Raw genomic sequence first — 15,761 nt, 5'->3', positions numbered from 1 at the left:
AATGAACAAACTTAATACAACACAAGAAGCTGTAGAAGAATTAAAGAATACAATAAAAACAGAAATTATAGATCCTACAGTTTTGTTTTGTAACAAATATATTAGTTTGAGAACGAAAATAATTTTATAGATTATGGCAACAATATTTATGCTTGTATTGTTGGCGTATAGTTTATATCAAGTATTTAATATGTAGAGGTGTTGTGCTAATGGAAGAACAAGTAAAAGAAATGTTAAAACAAAAAGCTGATTTTGAAAAAGAAGTGTTGAACAAGTATTATATCTTGGAGAAAGATGGATCTTGTTGGTTGACTAGCGCATATGGTCGAGGTACTGTTATTCAAAGTGTAAAACGTGGGTTAGTGTTTAAGACTGAAGATGCTGCTATTAAGTATGATAAAAAACGTCGTTTAATAAAAGATATGGAAGATTGGGCTGCAATATATAATGATGGGTGGCGTCCTAATTGGTGCAATGTTCATCAAGATAAGTATTGTGTTGAGTTAACAACATCTACCGGACACTTTTATATTGCTAGGAGAAATGCTATCAATCATATAGGGTTGCTACCTTGCTTTAAAACACATCAAATAGCAGCAGAATTTATAGCTAAGTTTGGTATGTCGATTAAAATGAATTTATTAGATTAAAGGAGAATAGCATGAATAAAGAAGAACTATTAAAACAATACGATGAAAAAGCAAAAGCGTTAAGAGATGAGTTTATAAGCAAGTTAGAAGATGATAAGAAAGAGTTTGAACTGACTTATCCAAAGGATGGAGGGGCTGTATATTTTATCCATAGAGGTGATAAGTCGATAACTAAGTCACAATTTTGGAGTGATAGCACTATAGATAAAAACTATTTTAAAATGGGTGAATACTTCAACACAGAAGATGAAGCTGAACAACATCTAAAAGAACGTAAGCTATTGTTTAAATTACAACAATGGGCGAAGATTAAAAATGACGGTTGGGAGCCTGATTGGGAAAAAGAGAATAAATACTATATTTTTTATGATTATAGTTGTTGTGAATTTGAAACTATTTCAACTGTAATTAGTAATAGCTTTAAAAAGTTACCTTACTTCAAAACACGAGAAATAGCACAAGCGTGTATTGATGAGTTCGGAGAAGAGATAAAAGAGGTGTTGTGTTAATGAAGTGGAATAAATTAGAGGTAAAGCCGTTACCTATAGAGGAACAAACAGAACATAGTTATAAAACTATGTGGGAAGGCCCTGTGCCAGAAATTAATGAAGAAGTGTTGGTAACTGTTCCATCATGCAGAGGAGGGTTTGTTGATACATATACTGACAGATGGATAGAATTTGATAACGGAGTAGGTTTTGAATATACTGATGATAATATTATTTACTGGATGGAATTTCCACAATATAACGGAGGATTAGAAGAATAAAGAGGTGTTGCATTAATGGAGAAATACTTAGAAAAAATAGAAAGAGCATTAGAGAAAATAGGCGAAGGAATGACTAAAAAATATTTTAGGACAACAATGGCTGTATTGTTGATAATATTAATAATTACATTTATTTGGTTTATGAATACTTTAAATAATTTATAGAGGAAAATAATTATGATAGAGATACAAGGTAAAGAAAATAAAGATCATATAGAATTAGATATGTTAGAACTTGCAGTAGCGTTAAGCTTACTATATCAAAAATCATATGCAAGAGATGTACCAGATTTTATAGAGGATCTACAGAAAGAAAAAATTATAGTTAAAGTTAAGGAGAAATAAATGAATTTCCTAAAGAAAATTAAGAGATATATATTCGGAGAAAGTTTAACTATAAATCAAGAAGAATTAAAAAGGTTAGCTAAATATATTTCAGAACATTCAAGTATAGAAACAATAAGTGCTAAAAATTTAAAAGTAGAAAGTTTAGAGAACAGAAAGGATAAGGAATAAAAGGCAATGATTAAAATATTAGCATTAACAATCGTAGGAGTAATGTGTGTGATAGCGTTAAGTTTTCTAATATTTATAATCAGGTATTATAGGGGTGATTTTAGTGATAAGAAATCTAGTTAAGTTTTATCCATCAGTGATGGAAGAGTTAGAAAAAGATATATCATTATCAGGAGATGATTATGATACTTACAAATATATTTATAATATGATGTTGAAAGATAAATACATAATGACACTTGATGATTTAAGCGAGTTAAAAAAACTAGGAGACTTTGATTTAGACAAACATATATATTGTTACTTACATACAATGAGTGAGAATGTTGAGTTGGTTAAGTTTGATATGGGATACTTAGACTACTTAGAAGAACTTATATCTGAGACTAGAACTAAAGGTAGCAATAAGTTTAATGTGTTACAGGTAAGAAGACTTATAGGTAAGCGTCAAGGTAATCATATTAAGAAGATATATTTTAGAAGAATAGAATATCTTCTTGGTATGCAGCTAGATAGATTCATTGATTCAGTTGTTGTAGTTGGCACTAGGATTAATGTGAGAGCAAGAGAAGAACGTAATGAAGAAATAGTTTACGCAATAGCAAGAAGATTAAGTGTTAAGTATGGTTACGGTTATGCTATTAACTTTGAAAACAAGACTATTACAATAAATAAAGAAGTCAAGTTACACTGGATTAAATCAAACATGTATCACAAGAAAGAGTGGTTGTTTGAACTTAATGGAGATATAAATACAATGTGTAAAGTAATTGATAAAATTTGTTGTCGTGAACTATTTAAAAGCGTTTAGAATATTTATATAATAATAATAAAGCTAGGTCGATCATAATATATGTGAAAGCTTCTCCAAAATAATATTTACAAGCAGTCGTTGGTTTTTCCTAGCTTTCCCAACATACTTTTAAATTAGGTGGAATGATGAATAAGAAATTTAATTATACAAGGAATGATGTTGACTATTATTTAGAAGCATATCCTAAGATAAAGAAACAACTTAATATTTATTTGAAAGATAAATTATCTGGAGATGATGAAATAAAAACTAATAATAGTAATTTCAATAATAGTAATGAGAATAATATAATAAATAAATTATCTGACTATGACTTTGAGAAAGATGACTATGCTATTAAGTGTGTAGATAGATTAGAACATAGCTTAGTAGATGTACGTGATAAGAAGATCCTTAAGTTTCGTTACACTTACAAGTTAACAGTTGAAGAGGTAGCAACAGAAGTTTGTTATCATACTAGAACTGTAGAAAGAAGATTACAAAGTCTTAAGGATAAATTGTTTTATATTTTAAACTCATAATAAAAGTTGTCGGGTTTGTCGGGTTTGTCTATGATATAATAGTAGTATGAGATTAATATAATTGAGAGATATTAAAATAAATAATATCTCTCTTTTTTTGTTGAGGTGGATATGAAGGAATGTAAACATCATAAATGTAGAACTCTTATCAGTAAGGGAACATATTGTAATAAACATAATCAATATTCAAATAAAAGCTATAACGAACAACGTAAGCATGATGAAGTTATGAAGTTCTATAAAAGCAAAGAGTGGAGAGAGGTAAGGCAACAAGCGTTGAAGCGTGACTGTTTCACTTGTGCTATGTGTGGTGGACTAGCTAACCTAGTTCATCATAAAGTAGAAGTTAGAACAGATTGGACTAGACGACTTGACCTCTCTAACCTCGAGTGTGTGTGTAAGGAGTGCCACAACAAGATTGAGCATTACAAGAAGTAGGGGTGGTTATTTCCTGGGGTATACCCCCCCGTGAAAAATTTCAGATGACCAATCTCCACAGGAGCGGGCGTCCCTCATTCGTACGCAAAATGCATTTAATTATTTTTTTCAAATAAGTAAAATTTAGAAAGGTGGTGATGATTTTGGCAAGGAAAGCAGAACCAATGTCTCTCAAGGTTTTGAGCGGAAAAAGACAGGGTGTTTCAAAGCAAAAATTAGAGGCTAGAAAACAGGTAGAATCCGAGTTAAAATTACCAAAAGATAAACTAAAGCCACCTAAGTGGTTAGGTGACTTAGCAAAGAAAGAATTTAGGTTTATTGTTGCACAAGCAGACTCTATAGATTTACTAAATAATCTAGACTTACATGTGTTAGCTATTTATTGTGACACTTACGAGAAGTACGTAGACTGTAGTCAGATTATACAACGTGATGGATTGATGACAGACCAAGGTTATAACAAAGAAACAGAACGTGAGCTTAGACGACATGGTAAATTAGTTGAAGCAGAACGAACTAAAGATTATGGACTCGGACAACATCCATTACTGATTAGACAAAAAGATTTATTTAACACACTCAAATCTCTACAATCTGAACTAGGATTGACACCAGTAGCAAGGGCGAAAATTGCTATGGATAAAGCTTATTCAGAAGCCCCAGTAGATCCTGTAAAAGAAAGGTTTGCTAATTTATAATGTTAAAAGATGCAATGAAGGAGTGGGCGAGACAAGCAGTTGATGGAGAACGAATAGCTTGTGAAAAAGAGAAATGGGCGTGTTTAAGATTTATAAAAGATTTAGAAAGAGAGGGAACTGAAGAGTTTCCTTTTATTTTTGATGATGACAAAGCTATGAATTTTCTAGAGTGGATGTCATTATTTAAACACACAAAAGGTAAACTAGCTGGACAAAATATAGATCCTGCTCCAATACAAATTTTTAACTGGTCTAATATATATGGCTGGGTTCATAAAAATACAGGTATTAGAAGATTTAGAAAGTTTTACTATCAAGTAGGACGTAAGAACGCAAAATCACAAGATGTTGCTTGTTGCTTATCTTATGAAATATCTGCCTTTGGTGAATCATCATCAGAAGCATATATAGGAGCGACTAAGCGAGACCAAGCAAACATTGTGTTTAAGGAAATCAAAGCACAGATACAAGGTAGTCAAATCAGAAACAGATTTAAAATAACACGTAGCTTAATAGAACATGAGAAAAGTAACAGTTATATTATGGCTCTTTCTCGTGACTCTGGAAAAACAGCGGACGGTTTTAACCCACAGGTAGGAGCAATGGACGAGTATCACGCACATCCAACAGATGAAATACTAGATGTAATAGAATCTGGACAAGGTGCAAGAAGTCAACCATTAATTGTAATTATTACAACAGCTGGATTTAACTTAAATAATCCATGCTATTCAACTGAATATGATTATGTTAGTAAATTATTAGATCCTAACAATCCAGTTGAAAATAATGGTTATTACGCTATGGTGTGTGAGTTAGATAAAGGCGACGATATAAAAGATGAGTCGAATTGGTTAAAAGCTAATCCAATATTAGCTAGCTATTCAGAGGGTGTAAAATTCTTACGTGAAAGATTAAAAGAAGCCCTAGATAAGCCGGAAACTATGTCTAAATTCTTAACAAAGAATATGAACATCTGGGTAAATGCTCCAGAAAATAAATATATGGACATGGGGAAATGGAAGCTTTGTGAAGTATCAGATGATGAACTAGAAGGTAAACCGTGCTTTGTTGGAGTTGACTTATCAAAGAGACTAGACTTAACAGCAGTTACTTCTATATTCGTATTAGGTGATGATAAATACGCAATAAGAAGTAAAGGCTTTATGCCGGAAGATATGTTGTTTCAACGTATGAATACAGACCGTGTTAACTACTCTCAATGGATAGAAGAAGGTTGGATTGTTAAGACACCAGGAGAAGTAATTGATTATGATTTTGTAATTGATTATATTGAGGAATTAAGAAACAAATATAGCGTTCAAGAAGTGTGTTATGACCCTTATAACGCTACTCAATGGTCTCAGACAATGGAAAAATTAGGTTATCTAATGGTTGAAATACGTCAAGGTGTACTTACACTTAATGAACCTACGAAACACTTTAGAGAATGTGTTTACGAAGGCAAAATACATCATGATGGAAACAAAGCTCTCACATGGTGTATGGGTAACGCAGTAACAAAATCAGATGCTCAAGATAACATCATGTTAGACAAGAAAAAGTCTAGCGATAGGATAGATATGGCAGCGGCTGGTATTTTCGCTTTTACACGTGCAATGTATAGCGATAATATTGGCTATGATTTAAATGAAATGATAGATAAAGGAGAATTTAGTTTCTAGTGAAAACATTATTACAAATATTAATAGGATTATTATTCTTAGCAAGCCTTGTGTCTTTTGTGTACGCAGGCTTTTTATTTTGTAAAACAATAGGTTTCACAGTGTTAGGAGTAGTCTTAATGTTGTGTAGCTATGTTTTAGAAAGACAACTTTAGCTTTGAAAGGAGGTGAGAAAAGAGGATGATATTTAGAAATAAAACACCGACAGGTGGAAATGAATTAAGTGATTTAAGAAATCCAGCAGACTGGTTTTTAAAAATATTTAATAGCAGCAGAAATACTATTAATGAAGAAAGTGCTATTAATACATCAGAGGTTTACAGCTCTGTAAAAGTATTATCTGACGACTTAGCGAAATATCCGTTGAACTTATTACAAGACGTAAACGGAACAGTGGAAAAAGCGAAAAAACATACAGCATATCCGTTGCTTAAGGACCAACCAAACAAGAACATGACTTCTTTTGAGTGGAAACACTTAGTAATGACACAGTTAAATTTGTGGGGTAACAGTTATCACTATCTAGAAATAGATAAGCGAGGACAAGTAAGAGAAATCGTGCCGTTAGATCCTAAAGAAACAAAAGTATTATATCACGCAGAAACTAACACTGTAACTTACCATACTACCTACAAAGGGAAACCAATGGTATTAAATAGTGAAGAGTTGCTACATTTTAAAAACTTGTCGATTAATGGATTAATTGGGCGTTCTCCAGTTCAAGTACTAAGGGAAAGTATTCAAGGAAACCAAAAAGGGCGTGAAATGGCTTCTAACTTATTCAAAAGAGAAGGTATTCCATTAGCAATACTTAAGTCAACACGAACACCATTAACAACTGAAAACAAAGAGACAGTTGCAGAATCATGGAAAAAACACCTTGAAAATAACAACGTTGCTATATTAAATCCGGATATAGATTATCAAAGTGTGGGAATACCACAATCTGATGCACAGTTCATTGAAACAATGAAATACAACAAGGCAGAAATAGCTAGTATTTTTAAAGTTCCTCCATATAAATATGGAGACTACAGCGGATTAACTCACTCTAACGCACTAACACAATCAATGGACTATGTGAAAAACGTTATGTTACCTTATGTAACCAATATTGAATCTGAACTAAATGCCAAGATACTAACAGAACTAGATAGAAAGCGTGGATATTATTTCAAATTCAATATGGAAGCAGAATTAAGAGCAGACCAAAAATCACGAGCAGAATTTTATGAAAAAATGCAACATGTCGGAGTTTATACAATTAATGACATATTACGTTCAGAAGATATGTCAACTATTGATACAGAGTATGGTGATATGCGATTCATGTCATTAAACTATGCTCCAGTTGACACAATTAAAGAATATCAATTATGGAAAGCAGGTGCGAAAGGTAATGAACAAGTGGAAGATGAAAGCCTTGAATGATGGAAAGGCAGAAATTTTCATCTATTCTGACATTGGATATGACTGGTGGGAAGATAAATCGACAGCACAATTATTCGCAGAAGAATTAAAAAACTTAGGTGATGTTAGTTCAATAGACCTACATATTAATTCAAATGGCGGAGATGTGTTTGACGGTCAAGCAATTCATACATTAATCAAGAATCATAAGGGATTTGTGACAGCATATATTGATGGTTTGGCTGCATCTATTGCAACAGTAATAGCAATGGGTGCTGATAAAGTAATAATGCCAAAAAATGCAATGATGATGATACATAATGCATGGACAGGATTATATGGTAATGCAAACGACTTAAGGAAAATGGCTGATGACTTAGATCATATCAATGACACAATAGTAAATACTTATCTTGCGAAAGTTAAAGATAAGACAGATGAAGCTACAATTAGAGAACTAATGAACAAAGAGAGCTGGTTAAATGCAGAAGAATGTTTTAACTTAGGTCTTTGTGATGAGGTTTCAGAGCCAGTTAAAATGGCAGCGTGCTTAACTAAAGAACAAGCATACAAATTTAAAAATGCTCCAAAAGAATTAATTAAAGAAAACTATGAATATCAAACGGAGCGAGCAAAACAATATTTAGAATTTTTGGAGGTAATCTAGATGAATGTGAATAAAAAATTAAGAGAATTAATGCAATTAAAAGCAGAGAAAGTAACGGCGGCAGAAAATGCTATTAATAATGGAGACAAGGAGTTAGCGAACTCATTAATGGAAGAAATCAAAGGATATACAGAAGAAATCAACCAAATTCAAAACTTAATTTCATTAAAACATGATGATAAAGTTGTTGATTTACATGAAGAACAAAAAGAAGAAACAGGACTAGTAGCTGTTAAAAACTATATCAAATCAGGTATTGTTAATGCAGCTGGACCACTTAAAGAATCAGAAGGAGAAAACGGTGGTTACTTAGTACCAGAAGATGTTAGAACTGCAATTAATGAGTACAGACGTTCATTCATTTCATTAAAAGATTACGTTGATGTTCGTTCAGTAGTAGTTCCATCAGGAAGTGAAGTATATGAAAAAACAACTCAATTAACTGGACTTACTGACATTACTGAACTAGGAGAAATCCAAGAAATAAACGCAGAAGTATTCGAGAGAATTAATTACAAAGTTAAAAATTTCGGAGGAATTCTACCTGTATCACGTTACTTATTACAAGACTCTCCAGAGAACTTACTTGCATACTTAGGTAAATGGTTCATGAAAAAACAAGTAGTAACAGAAAACAAAGAAATTATTGCTGTGTTAAAAACTTTAACTAAAAAAGCAATTACTAAAGTTGATGAAATCAAAGAAGCTTTCAACGTAACATTAGATCCTATCTTTTTAGATAATACAAAAGTATTAACTAACCAAGATGGTTTTAACGTGTTAGACAGTTTAAAAGATAAAAATGGAAACTATTTACTACAACCAGTAGTAACTGATCCAACAAAACGTACATTATTTGGTAAAGAAGTAATTGTATTACCTAATACACACTTACCAAACGAGACTGCTAACAAATTTCCACTATACATAGGAGATTTAAAAGAAGCTGTACGTGTATATGAATTAAATGAATTAGAAATCAAATCAACTGATGTTGGTGGTAAAGCATTCACACGTAACTCTTATGATACTCGTTTAATCACTCGTTTTGATGTGAAACCTGTAGATAAAGAAGCTGTTGCAAAATTAGAATTTGATAAGAACTTAACTCTAGTAGCTGGAGCGTAAGATTATGATTGATGTTTCAGAAACGTTGTTAAAACAATTTAAAGATAAACTGCATATCTTACATGATGATGAAGACGATAATCTAAAAAGGTTGTTGTCTTTTTCTTATTCAGTTTTGTGTGAAAAATGTGGTTTCTTTGACATTGAGAACAACGAACAAGGTAAATCATTAGTGTTTGAGCGTGCAAGATATGAATACAACGACAAATTAGAATATTTTGACATTAATTTTTTAGGAGAAATATCAAGTTTATTAATTAGATTAGAAAAAGAAAGGAGAACTGAAACAAGTGAAGATTAGAATTTTAAGAGAGTTCGCAGACATTCACACATCTCAACTATATTCAGTAGGTGATGTGTTGGAAGTTTCAGAAAAACGTTACGAAGAAATGCTTGAAAATCTATCTGAATATGGTGAAGACTTCTTAGAAAAAATTGAAGAAGCTACTACAGAAAAAGAGGTAGCAGAATATGAGACAATACAGGATTAACCAATCATATAATGATGGAATAGTAAAGTTTGTGGAATACGTCCACAAGAAAGATAAATTTAATACTAAGTTAGCAGAACATGAAGAAAAAGAAATTAGAAAGTTTTGGTTTCGTTATCTAGGTGTATCTGCTAACGAAAAGTATCAATCACTACAAGTTGATACAGAAGTAACAACAAGAATAGCAATCAGACTATTTACTAATATTAATGACTATTTGTTAAGTAAACTATTTGTGATAATTAATAACAAGAAATACACGATTGCTAGGATATATCACAACCACGTCAAAAATGAAACAGAAATATCATTAGTGGAGGTGGTTAAATAATGACAACAAAAGAACTGATTTTTAATACTATAACTGGATTAGAGTTAGACATACCATTATCTTATGGATTTAGTGACGGGGAAGAATTTCCGAAACTAGTTTATTTTCATGTTGGAACAATGGAGAAACGCTCTTCTAATAAAAAGTTTAAAAAACATCACACTTACCAACTTAATTTATTTGATGCAAAACCACATGATTTAGACAATTCAGAGATATTGAATAAACTTCAAACTGCAATAGAAGACACCACTCTAAATACAGGAGCATGGCACGAAATAATAGATGTAGATGAAGATACTAAAGAAACTCAATTCATGTATTACATGGAGATTTACTCATAATGGAAGTATTTGGATTTGATAACGCAATAGCGAAGTTTAATAAAATCGCTAGTAATACAAGTAAAGTTAATGCAGTTATAGTTAAAGAGGCAGAAGAAATAAAAGAAGATGCTAAAAGCATAGCAATCGGAAAAGGATTAAAAAAAACAGGTGCAGGGGTAGACGGGATAGTAACCAAACATAGCAACTTTGAAAGTTCTATTGGTTGGGCTGGAAGACCTAATTTACATTTGTATTTCCATGAGATTGGTTGGCACGCCGGATTTTCTAAACATACTAGTCGAAATAGGACTGGTAAACGAGAACGTAGATATAGAAAAGGGCGTGTATATAAACCACCAAATCCACATGTGAGACCTGCAGCAATGAAACATAAAGATCCTTTCGCTAGAAAAGTAAAAGAAGCACTATTAGACACTTAGGAGGAACAATAAATGACAGTAACAAAAGAAGCAGTGAGCAAAGCGTTATTAACTGGTGTAGGAGCTGGGTATTTACAAAAAGTAAAAACAGAAGCTACAAGTTCACAAGGTTTAACGTATGACGACAAAACATATGAAGTATTCGCTATTGATAAAGTAGCGTTCAAAGGACAAATTAAAGAGAAAACAGTATATCTTTCAAACATCAAAGCGAGAGATATTGTAAAATTCGCTAGTGTTGAAATGACAGTAGATATAGGATTTTTCCCTGATGGTTTCTTAGAAGAAATGTCAGGTATGACTAAATTAGCAAACGGTGCTTACGTACAAGGAGACTCTCCACGTTACAAACAGTTCCGTTGGTCTTTCCCTGTAACTGATGAAGACGGAAAAGAAATTATTTATAACTTCCCAGTATGTCAAATCGAAAGTCCAGACTTTAACGCAGAAACTGAAACAGATGAGAAAAAAGAAAACATCTCACAAGTTACAATCAAAGCTTACCCAGTCATTGGTAGTAAAAACAAATCAGTATTCAGTAAAATCGATTTACGTGAGACTGATAAATATGATCGTGAGAAATTATTATTACAAGGTTTCTATGATGCAGAAACACTTAAACAATGTCTTAAATCAGGAACAACTGATGAGACAGTAGTTGTAGCAGGATAATTTTTAAGAGCTAGCAATTTGTTAGCTCTTTATTTTTTTGGAGGATAATCAATGAGTATATTTACTAAGACAGTAAAAACATTTAAAACAGATATTTTAGGAAGAGAAATTAAATTAAAATCAAATTTAGCAGTATGGTTATATCTAGAAGCTGATTTTGGAATCAAGCAGGGAGAGTGGAATGATGTCTACTTAAAAGAAAAAAATGTAGCAACAGCTAAATTTTTAGTGTCAATTCTTAAGGCAAATGGTTATAAAACAACAATAGAAGAAGTACTAGAGAACGTAAATGATACTGAATTAGAATTATTCATCTTGAAATACCAAGAAGCTATGTATGGAGACCAAACAGCAACATTATTAGAAATGTTAGGAATTACAGATGATAGTGAAATGGGAAAGAATATTTTAAACGAAAAGGTAGAAGACCTAGTGAATATTTCAGACCATCAACTAAAACAGAAGAAAAACAAGAAGAACAAAAAAAGCAAGAAATAGATTGGGATGACTTGTTTTATCGCTGTAGAACATGGTTTGGAATGTCTAAAAAGGAGTTCATGTTTGACTATAGTTTAGAGTACATTGTGTATATGATAAACAAATATATCGAAGATAACTATAGTCAAGGTGAACAGCAACCAAAAGAAGATGAAGAAGTAAAAGAAATGAACTTTAGTAAAATGTTTTAGGAGGTAAAAATTTGTCAGGATATATGGATAAAGTCGGTGTCATACTGACAGCCGAAGGAGTGGGCAGTTTTACCTCTGCTCTTAAGCAAGGTGAAAACGCCTTAAGACAATTACAAGCAGAAGCTAGAAGAAATATAGCATCTCTTGGTAGTGGTGGAAAAGCTTATGATGTTTACAAAGCTAAAATGAATGGTTTATCTTCACAGATGAAACAATCTGCAAGTAATGTAAATTTATTAAAATCAAAATATGATGCACTTAAGCAATCAACAAGCCAATTACCAAAAGAGATTGATAAGCTTACTGGCTCATTAAAACAAAAACAATCAACATTAAAAACTACAGGAACGCTGCTAGAAAGCCAAAAAGAACACTTGAAACACTTACAAAAAACGTATGGTAAGACAAGTGAAGCAGCGTTGAAATATAAAGATACAGTAGCAAACACTTCTAAAGCGTATAAAAATACAGAGAAAGAAGTGAAGGCTCTAGAAACACAAATTAAATCATTAAATGGTACGTTTAGTAGTCAACAAAGAGAATTACAAAGCTTACCAACAAAAATAGCAAATGCAGAGACTGGTTATTTCAAACTAAGAGATGCAATGCAACAAACACACACAGCGTTTAGAAATAATGGTGGGAAGCTAGCGGATGTAGCTCAACGTTTCAATGATGTGGGTGGAAGAGTTCAAGCATTTGGACAAAAGATGAGTGGATTTGGTGATGGACTATCAAAAATGACAGCTGGACTATCAACAGGAATGTATTTAGCAGGTAAAGCAGCGATAGATTTTGAGAGTAGTTTTGCTGGTGTAGTAAAAACTGTTAATGGAAGTCCGGAACAGTTAAATAGAATCAGACAAGGTTTTCTAGATTTATCAACACAAATCCCAGTAAGCGCTAATGAGTTAGCTAAGATTGGTGAAGTAGCTGGACAGTTAGGTATTAAAACTGAAAACATTCTAGATTTCACTAAAACAATAGCAGACTTAGGAGCAACTACTAACTTATCAGCAGAAGAAGGAGCAACAAGTTTAGCTCAATTCATGGCAGTTATGGGAACTAGTCAAAGTAACATTAGAAATCTTGGGTCATCAATAGTTGAGTTAGGTAATAACTTTGCTACTAACGAGAGATCTATTGTAGAAATGGCACAACGATTATCCGGAATGGGTAAACAAACTAATATGGCAGAAGCAGATGTATTAGGTTTGGCAGCTGCATTAAGTACTGTTGGTATTGAAGCAGAAGCCGGTGGTAGTGCAATGACTCAAGTTATGAACAAAATGCAAAATGCAGTAGCTTCTGGTGGAGATGGATTACAAAAATTCGCAAGTGCTGCTGGAGTAAGTGCTAATGAATTTGCCAACGCATTTAGAAATAGACCTGTAGAAGCATTACAAATGTTATTAAAAGGATTAGATGAAGTAAAAGAAAATGGTGGAAATGTCAATGAAGTATTAGCTGGATTAGGTATCACTGGTATTCGTGAAGCAGATGCAATCAAACGTTTAGCTGGTGCATTAAATGGTGATAGTGGATTAGGAAAAGCGTTAGATATTGCAAATAAAGGTTGGAAAGAAAACAACGCTTTGACTAAAGAAGCTAGTATTAGATATCAAACTAGTGCTAGTAAACTTAAAATGGCTAAGAATGAAATACAGAAAATGGCTATTGAAATGGGTTCACAATTATTACCTAAGTTGGCACAAGCTCTAACAGCCTCAAAACCATTAGTAAACTCACTAGGAAATATGATGTTGTGGTTTAGTAAACTACCAACAGCTGTACAACTAGCGACTCTAGGTTTTGGACCTTTCATGTCTGTATTAGGTAGAATGACTACTGGTATTGGTAGTGGTGTGAAAGCTATCGGAAGTTTTGTAAAATGGGTTGGTAAGATGTCAACAGCTAAGTCAGTTGGAGACATGATTAAATTATCAACATCTATAGCAGGAGTCGGAACACAAGCAGCTAAAGCAGGAAGTATGGCAACATTATTAACTAACCCTTATGTTGCGGGTGCTGCATTAATAGGAGCTGCGTTTGTCGGTGTAGGAACGGCGATTTATCGTGAAATGACTAAACATAGTCGAAATCATGAAGCCGCTATTGAGCTTACAAACGGTAAATATAAAGAATGGTATGACGCCGTGATTAAAGGTGCTGAACAATCTGGGAATTCTATTAACCATATGGGAGATGCTGTTAAACGTAACTCAGAAGCTGTGAAAAGTGAGATTAAGAAAGTTCAAGCTGCAAACACCGAGATTATGGAAAACATAAACAAGAACTTTAAAGACGGTAAATGGTACAAATTGGAGTTTGACGGGCGTTTCAGACAACAACTTAAAAAGGCATTAAGTTTATCAGACGAGGACGTTAACCAAATTTCAAGCAGTGTGCAAGTAGCAGCTAACATATTAGGGAACTCGTTAGCAAGTTTAAATAGTAAGTATTTAGAAGGTAGCAGAATCACGGCTGATTACGCTCTTGCACAGATTAAGAGTGTAAGTGATGTGACTGCTGCAACTGTTCAAAGTTTAGAACAACGTAAAGCGGCTGAGATGTCGGCGTTGGAGCAAAAGAAAGCTAACAACTTAATTAATGAAGAATTATATAGTCAGGAAAAAGAAAACATAAGCAAACATTATGACTCTATTATTAACGAAACAAAACAAGCACAAGACACAATTAACGATATTTTGTCAAGTGCCTCTAGAGAAAACAGGGTGCTTACTAAATCAGAATTAGACCAACTAGAAGAAGCTTACAAAAAAGTAGGTAAAACAGCTACAGAAGCAGCGACTGAAAGTAAGGAAGCTCAGAAGATATTACAAGAAGCGTTTGACGATACAACAGCGACAGCAAAATTGGCAGCGCTAAAACAAATGGGAATAATTGACCAAGCAAAAGAGACTTACATTAAAGGTCTTGGAAGCGCCGAGAAGAAAGTCCAAGAAATGAATAAAGCTCTTGACGAATGGGCTGCTAAAGAAGGCGGGTTCAAGACAATCGGTATTGAATATAAAGGGGGCGACATTGCTTTCAACTTCAAAAACGATTATGAACGTGCATTAGCTTTACCAGACATTAAAAAAGCTATTATGATTTCTGAGAGTCAAGGTCGCACTATTAAGATGACTATAGATGACTTGAATTTCTTAAATAGTATAGGAATACACCCTAAGAATGTTGAAATTGTAGATAATGCAAGTCAGCCGTTGGATAACGTTAACGGAAAAATAGGTCAATTCAAAGACATGGATATAGCACCTAAATCAATAATGGTGCAAGATGATGCGACACCTAATATCACAAAAGCATTCAATAACTTGTTAGATTTTGCATCACTAAATGTTCCAGACAAAAACATTAATGCAACTGACAACGCTAGTGCAGTAATTGACCAAGCTAAATTTAGCTTAGACGGATATAACGCTACAGAAACACCAGTGAAATCAATAATGGCACAAGGGAACGCAACGCCGTTTATAAATCAAGCTAAGAGTA

The 15,761-nt window shown here is 33.0% G+C and carries 24 protein-coding genes; all 24 read left to right on the top strand.

What is annotated here, in order from left to right; translation table 11 throughout:
• Nucleotide 1 precedes the first annotated feature (1 nt).
• Nucleotides 2-130, top strand: a complete 129-nt coding sequence (locus RWS90_RS02370) for a hypothetical protein (protein WP_314548373.1) — start codon at nucleotides 2-4, stop codon at nucleotides 128-130.
• Nucleotides 131-209: 79 nt separating this feature from the next.
• Nucleotides 210-650: a hypothetical protein gene (locus RWS90_RS02365; RefSeq protein ID WP_314548372.1), complete on the top strand. Its 441-nt coding sequence runs from the start codon at nucleotides 210-212 to the stop codon at nucleotides 648-650.
• Nucleotides 651-661: 11 nt separating this feature from the next.
• Nucleotides 662-1,159 (top strand): hypothetical protein, encoded by a 498-nt coding sequence (locus RWS90_RS02360; protein ID WP_314548371.1) that lies wholly within the window; start codon nucleotides 662-664, stop codon nucleotides 1,157-1,159.
• Entirely contained in the window at nucleotides 1,159-1,419 is a 261-nt protein-coding gene (locus RWS90_RS02355) for a hypothetical protein (RefSeq protein WP_314548370.1), read from the top strand. Before RWS90_RS02360 ends, RWS90_RS02355 begins: the two co-directional genes overlap by 1 nt.
• A 15-nt stretch (nucleotides 1,420-1,434) precedes the next feature.
• Nucleotides 1,435-1,584 (top strand): hypothetical protein, encoded by a 150-nt coding sequence (locus tag RWS90_RS02350; RefSeq protein WP_314548368.1) that lies wholly within the window; start codon nucleotides 1,435-1,437, stop codon nucleotides 1,582-1,584.
• A 12-nt stretch (nucleotides 1,585-1,596) separates the two neighbouring features.
• Nucleotides 1,597-1,764, top strand: a complete 168-nt coding sequence (locus tag RWS90_RS02345) for a hypothetical protein (RefSeq protein ID WP_314548367.1) — start codon at nucleotides 1,597-1,599, stop codon at nucleotides 1,762-1,764.
• The gene (locus RWS90_RS02340; protein ID WP_314548365.1) at nucleotides 1,765-1,935 is read left to right on the top strand and encodes a hypothetical protein; all 171 of its coding nucleotides are present in this window, start codon (nucleotides 1,765-1,767) and stop codon (nucleotides 1,933-1,935) included.
• A gap of 103 nt (nucleotides 1,936-2,038) precedes the next feature.
• A complete protein-coding gene (locus RWS90_RS02335; RefSeq protein ID WP_314548363.1) occupies nucleotides 2,039-2,746 on the top strand; it encodes a hypothetical protein in 708 nt (235 codons plus the stop codon).
• Nucleotides 2,747-2,874: 128 nt separating this feature from the next.
• Nucleotides 2,875-3,270: a hypothetical protein gene (locus RWS90_RS02330; protein ID WP_065377850.1), complete on the top strand. Its 396-nt coding sequence runs from the start codon at nucleotides 2,875-2,877 to the stop codon at nucleotides 3,268-3,270.
• 111 nt (nucleotides 3,271-3,381) lie between these two features.
• Entirely contained in the window at nucleotides 3,382-3,708 is a 327-nt protein-coding gene (locus tag RWS90_RS07855) for an HNH endonuclease (RefSeq protein ID WP_399541456.1), read from the top strand.
• A 143-nt stretch (nucleotides 3,709-3,851) separates the two neighbouring features.
• Nucleotides 3,852-4,406, top strand: coding sequence for a phage terminase small subunit P27 family (locus RWS90_RS02325; RefSeq protein WP_065377848.1), 555 nt, complete (start codon nucleotides 3,852-3,854; stop codon nucleotides 4,404-4,406).
• A complete protein-coding gene (locus RWS90_RS02320) occupies nucleotides 4,406-6,091 on the top strand; it encodes a terminase TerL endonuclease subunit (RefSeq protein ID WP_314548362.1) in 1,686 nt (561 codons plus the stop codon). Before RWS90_RS02325 ends, RWS90_RS02320 begins: the two co-directional genes overlap by 1 nt.
• Nucleotides 6,091-6,246: a DUF1056 family protein gene (locus RWS90_RS02315; RefSeq protein WP_314548361.1), complete on the top strand. Its 156-nt coding sequence runs from the start codon at nucleotides 6,091-6,093 to the stop codon at nucleotides 6,244-6,246. Before RWS90_RS02320 ends, RWS90_RS02315 begins: the two co-directional genes overlap by 1 nt.
• A 25-nt stretch (nucleotides 6,247-6,271) precedes the next feature.
• Nucleotides 6,272-7,522: a phage portal protein gene (locus RWS90_RS02310; protein WP_314548360.1), complete on the top strand. Its 1,251-nt coding sequence runs from the start codon at nucleotides 6,272-6,274 to the stop codon at nucleotides 7,520-7,522.
• The gene (locus RWS90_RS02305) at nucleotides 7,491-8,168 is read left to right on the top strand and encodes a head maturation protease, ClpP-related (protein WP_314548358.1); all 678 of its coding nucleotides are present in this window, start codon (nucleotides 7,491-7,493) and stop codon (nucleotides 8,166-8,168) included. The genes RWS90_RS02310 and RWS90_RS02305 overlap by 32 nt, the downstream gene beginning before the upstream one ends.
• Nucleotides 8,169-9,296 (top strand): phage major capsid protein, encoded by a 1,128-nt coding sequence (locus RWS90_RS02300; protein ID WP_314548357.1) that lies wholly within the window; start codon nucleotides 8,169-8,171, stop codon nucleotides 9,294-9,296.
• A 4-nt stretch (nucleotides 9,297-9,300) separates the two neighbouring features.
• The gene (locus RWS90_RS02295; RefSeq protein WP_082147408.1) at nucleotides 9,301-9,597 is read left to right on the top strand and encodes a hypothetical protein; all 297 of its coding nucleotides are present in this window, start codon (nucleotides 9,301-9,303) and stop codon (nucleotides 9,595-9,597) included.
• Nucleotides 9,587-9,787 (top strand): hypothetical protein, encoded by a 201-nt coding sequence (locus tag RWS90_RS02290; protein ID WP_314548356.1) that lies wholly within the window; start codon nucleotides 9,587-9,589, stop codon nucleotides 9,785-9,787. Before RWS90_RS02295 ends, RWS90_RS02290 begins: the two co-directional genes overlap by 11 nt.
• Entirely contained in the window at nucleotides 9,768-10,118 is a 351-nt protein-coding gene (locus RWS90_RS02285) for a phage head closure protein (RefSeq protein ID WP_314548354.1), read from the top strand. Before RWS90_RS02290 ends, RWS90_RS02285 begins: the two co-directional genes overlap by 20 nt.
• A complete protein-coding gene (locus RWS90_RS02280; RefSeq protein ID WP_314548353.1) occupies nucleotides 10,118-10,462 on the top strand; it encodes a hypothetical protein in 345 nt (114 codons plus the stop codon). The genes RWS90_RS02285 and RWS90_RS02280 overlap by 1 nt, the downstream gene beginning before the upstream one ends.
• Nucleotides 10,462-10,884 carry a hypothetical protein gene (locus RWS90_RS02275; RefSeq protein WP_314548352.1) on the top strand — a complete coding sequence of 141 codons (423 nt, stop codon included), beginning with the start codon at nucleotides 10,462-10,464 and terminating at the stop codon, nucleotides 10,882-10,884. Before RWS90_RS02280 ends, RWS90_RS02275 begins: the two co-directional genes overlap by 1 nt.
• 12 nt (nucleotides 10,885-10,896) lie before the next feature.
• Nucleotides 10,897-11,556, top strand: coding sequence for a hypothetical protein (locus tag RWS90_RS02270; RefSeq protein ID WP_065377840.1), 660 nt, complete (start codon nucleotides 10,897-10,899; stop codon nucleotides 11,554-11,556).
• 51 nt (nucleotides 11,557-11,607) lie between these two features.
• Nucleotides 11,608-12,054: a hypothetical protein gene (locus tag RWS90_RS02265; protein ID WP_314548348.1), complete on the top strand. Its 447-nt coding sequence runs from the start codon at nucleotides 11,608-11,610 to the stop codon at nucleotides 12,052-12,054.
• A 202-nt stretch (nucleotides 12,055-12,256) separates the two neighbouring features.
• Nucleotides 12,257-15,761: phage tail tape measure protein (locus tag RWS90_RS02260; RefSeq protein ID WP_314548347.1), on the top strand; the 3,505-nt coding region annotated here is incomplete at its 3' end.

Origin of the sequence: uncultured Gemella sp. (genome assembly GCF_963529685.1) — a bacterium.
Lineage (GTDB): Bacteria > Bacillota > Bacilli > Staphylococcales > Gemellaceae > Gemella.
The sequence above is the reverse complement of the archived record's forward strand: the minus strand, read 5'-3'. Positions and strand labels throughout refer to the sequence as shown.

Excerpts from the sequence above, each read along its gene's own strand:
- RWS90_RS02370 (WP_314548373.1), top strand. The coding sequence starts at position 2 with ATGAACAAACTTAATACAACACAAGAAGCTGTAGAAGAATTAAAGAAT.
- RWS90_RS02365 (WP_314548372.1), top strand. The coding sequence starts at position 210 with ATGGAAGAACAAGTAAAAGAAATGTTAAAACAAAAAGCTGATTTTGAA.
- RWS90_RS02360 (WP_314548371.1), top strand. The coding sequence starts at position 662 with ATGAATAAAGAAGAACTATTAAAACAATACGATGAAAAAGCAAAAGCG.
- RWS90_RS02355 (WP_314548370.1), top strand. The coding sequence starts at position 1,159 with ATGAAGTGGAATAAATTAGAGGTAAAGCCGTTACCTATAGAGGAACAA.
- RWS90_RS02350 (WP_314548368.1), top strand. The coding sequence starts at position 1,435 with ATGGAGAAATACTTAGAAAAAATAGAAAGAGCATTAGAGAAAATAGGC.
- RWS90_RS02345 (WP_314548367.1), top strand. The coding sequence starts at position 1,597 with ATGATAGAGATACAAGGTAAAGAAAATAAAGATCATATAGAATTAGAT.
- RWS90_RS02340 (WP_314548365.1), top strand. The coding sequence starts at position 1,765 with ATGAATTTCCTAAAGAAAATTAAGAGATATATATTCGGAGAAAGTTTA.
- RWS90_RS02330 (WP_065377850.1), top strand. The coding sequence starts at position 2,875 with ATGAATAAGAAATTTAATTATACAAGGAATGATGTTGACTATTATTTA.
- RWS90_RS07855 (WP_399541456.1), top strand. The coding sequence starts at position 3,382 with ATGAAGGAATGTAAACATCATAAATGTAGAACTCTTATCAGTAAGGGA.
- RWS90_RS02320 (WP_314548362.1), top strand. The coding sequence starts at position 4,406 with ATGTTAAAAGATGCAATGAAGGAGTGGGCGAGACAAGCAGTTGATGGA.
- RWS90_RS02310 (WP_314548360.1), top strand. The coding sequence starts at position 6,272 with ATGATATTTAGAAATAAAACACCGACAGGTGGAAATGAATTAAGTGAT.
- RWS90_RS02305 (WP_314548358.1), top strand. The coding sequence starts at position 7,491 with ATGAACAAGTGGAAGATGAAAGCCTTGAATGATGGAAAGGCAGAAATT.
- RWS90_RS02300 (WP_314548357.1), top strand. The coding sequence starts at position 8,169 with ATGAATGTGAATAAAAAATTAAGAGAATTAATGCAATTAAAAGCAGAG.
- RWS90_RS02295 (WP_082147408.1), top strand. The coding sequence starts at position 9,301 with ATGATTGATGTTTCAGAAACGTTGTTAAAACAATTTAAAGATAAACTG.
- RWS90_RS02285 (WP_314548354.1), top strand. The coding sequence starts at position 9,768 with ATGAGACAATACAGGATTAACCAATCATATAATGATGGAATAGTAAAG.
- RWS90_RS02280 (WP_314548353.1), top strand. The coding sequence starts at position 10,118 with ATGACAACAAAAGAACTGATTTTTAATACTATAACTGGATTAGAGTTA.
- RWS90_RS02275 (WP_314548352.1), top strand. The coding sequence starts at position 10,462 with ATGGAAGTATTTGGATTTGATAACGCAATAGCGAAGTTTAATAAAATC.
- RWS90_RS02270 (WP_065377840.1), top strand. The coding sequence starts at position 10,897 with ATGACAGTAACAAAAGAAGCAGTGAGCAAAGCGTTATTAACTGGTGTA.
- RWS90_RS02265 (WP_314548348.1), top strand. The coding sequence starts at position 11,608 with ATGAGTATATTTACTAAGACAGTAAAAACATTTAAAACAGATATTTTA.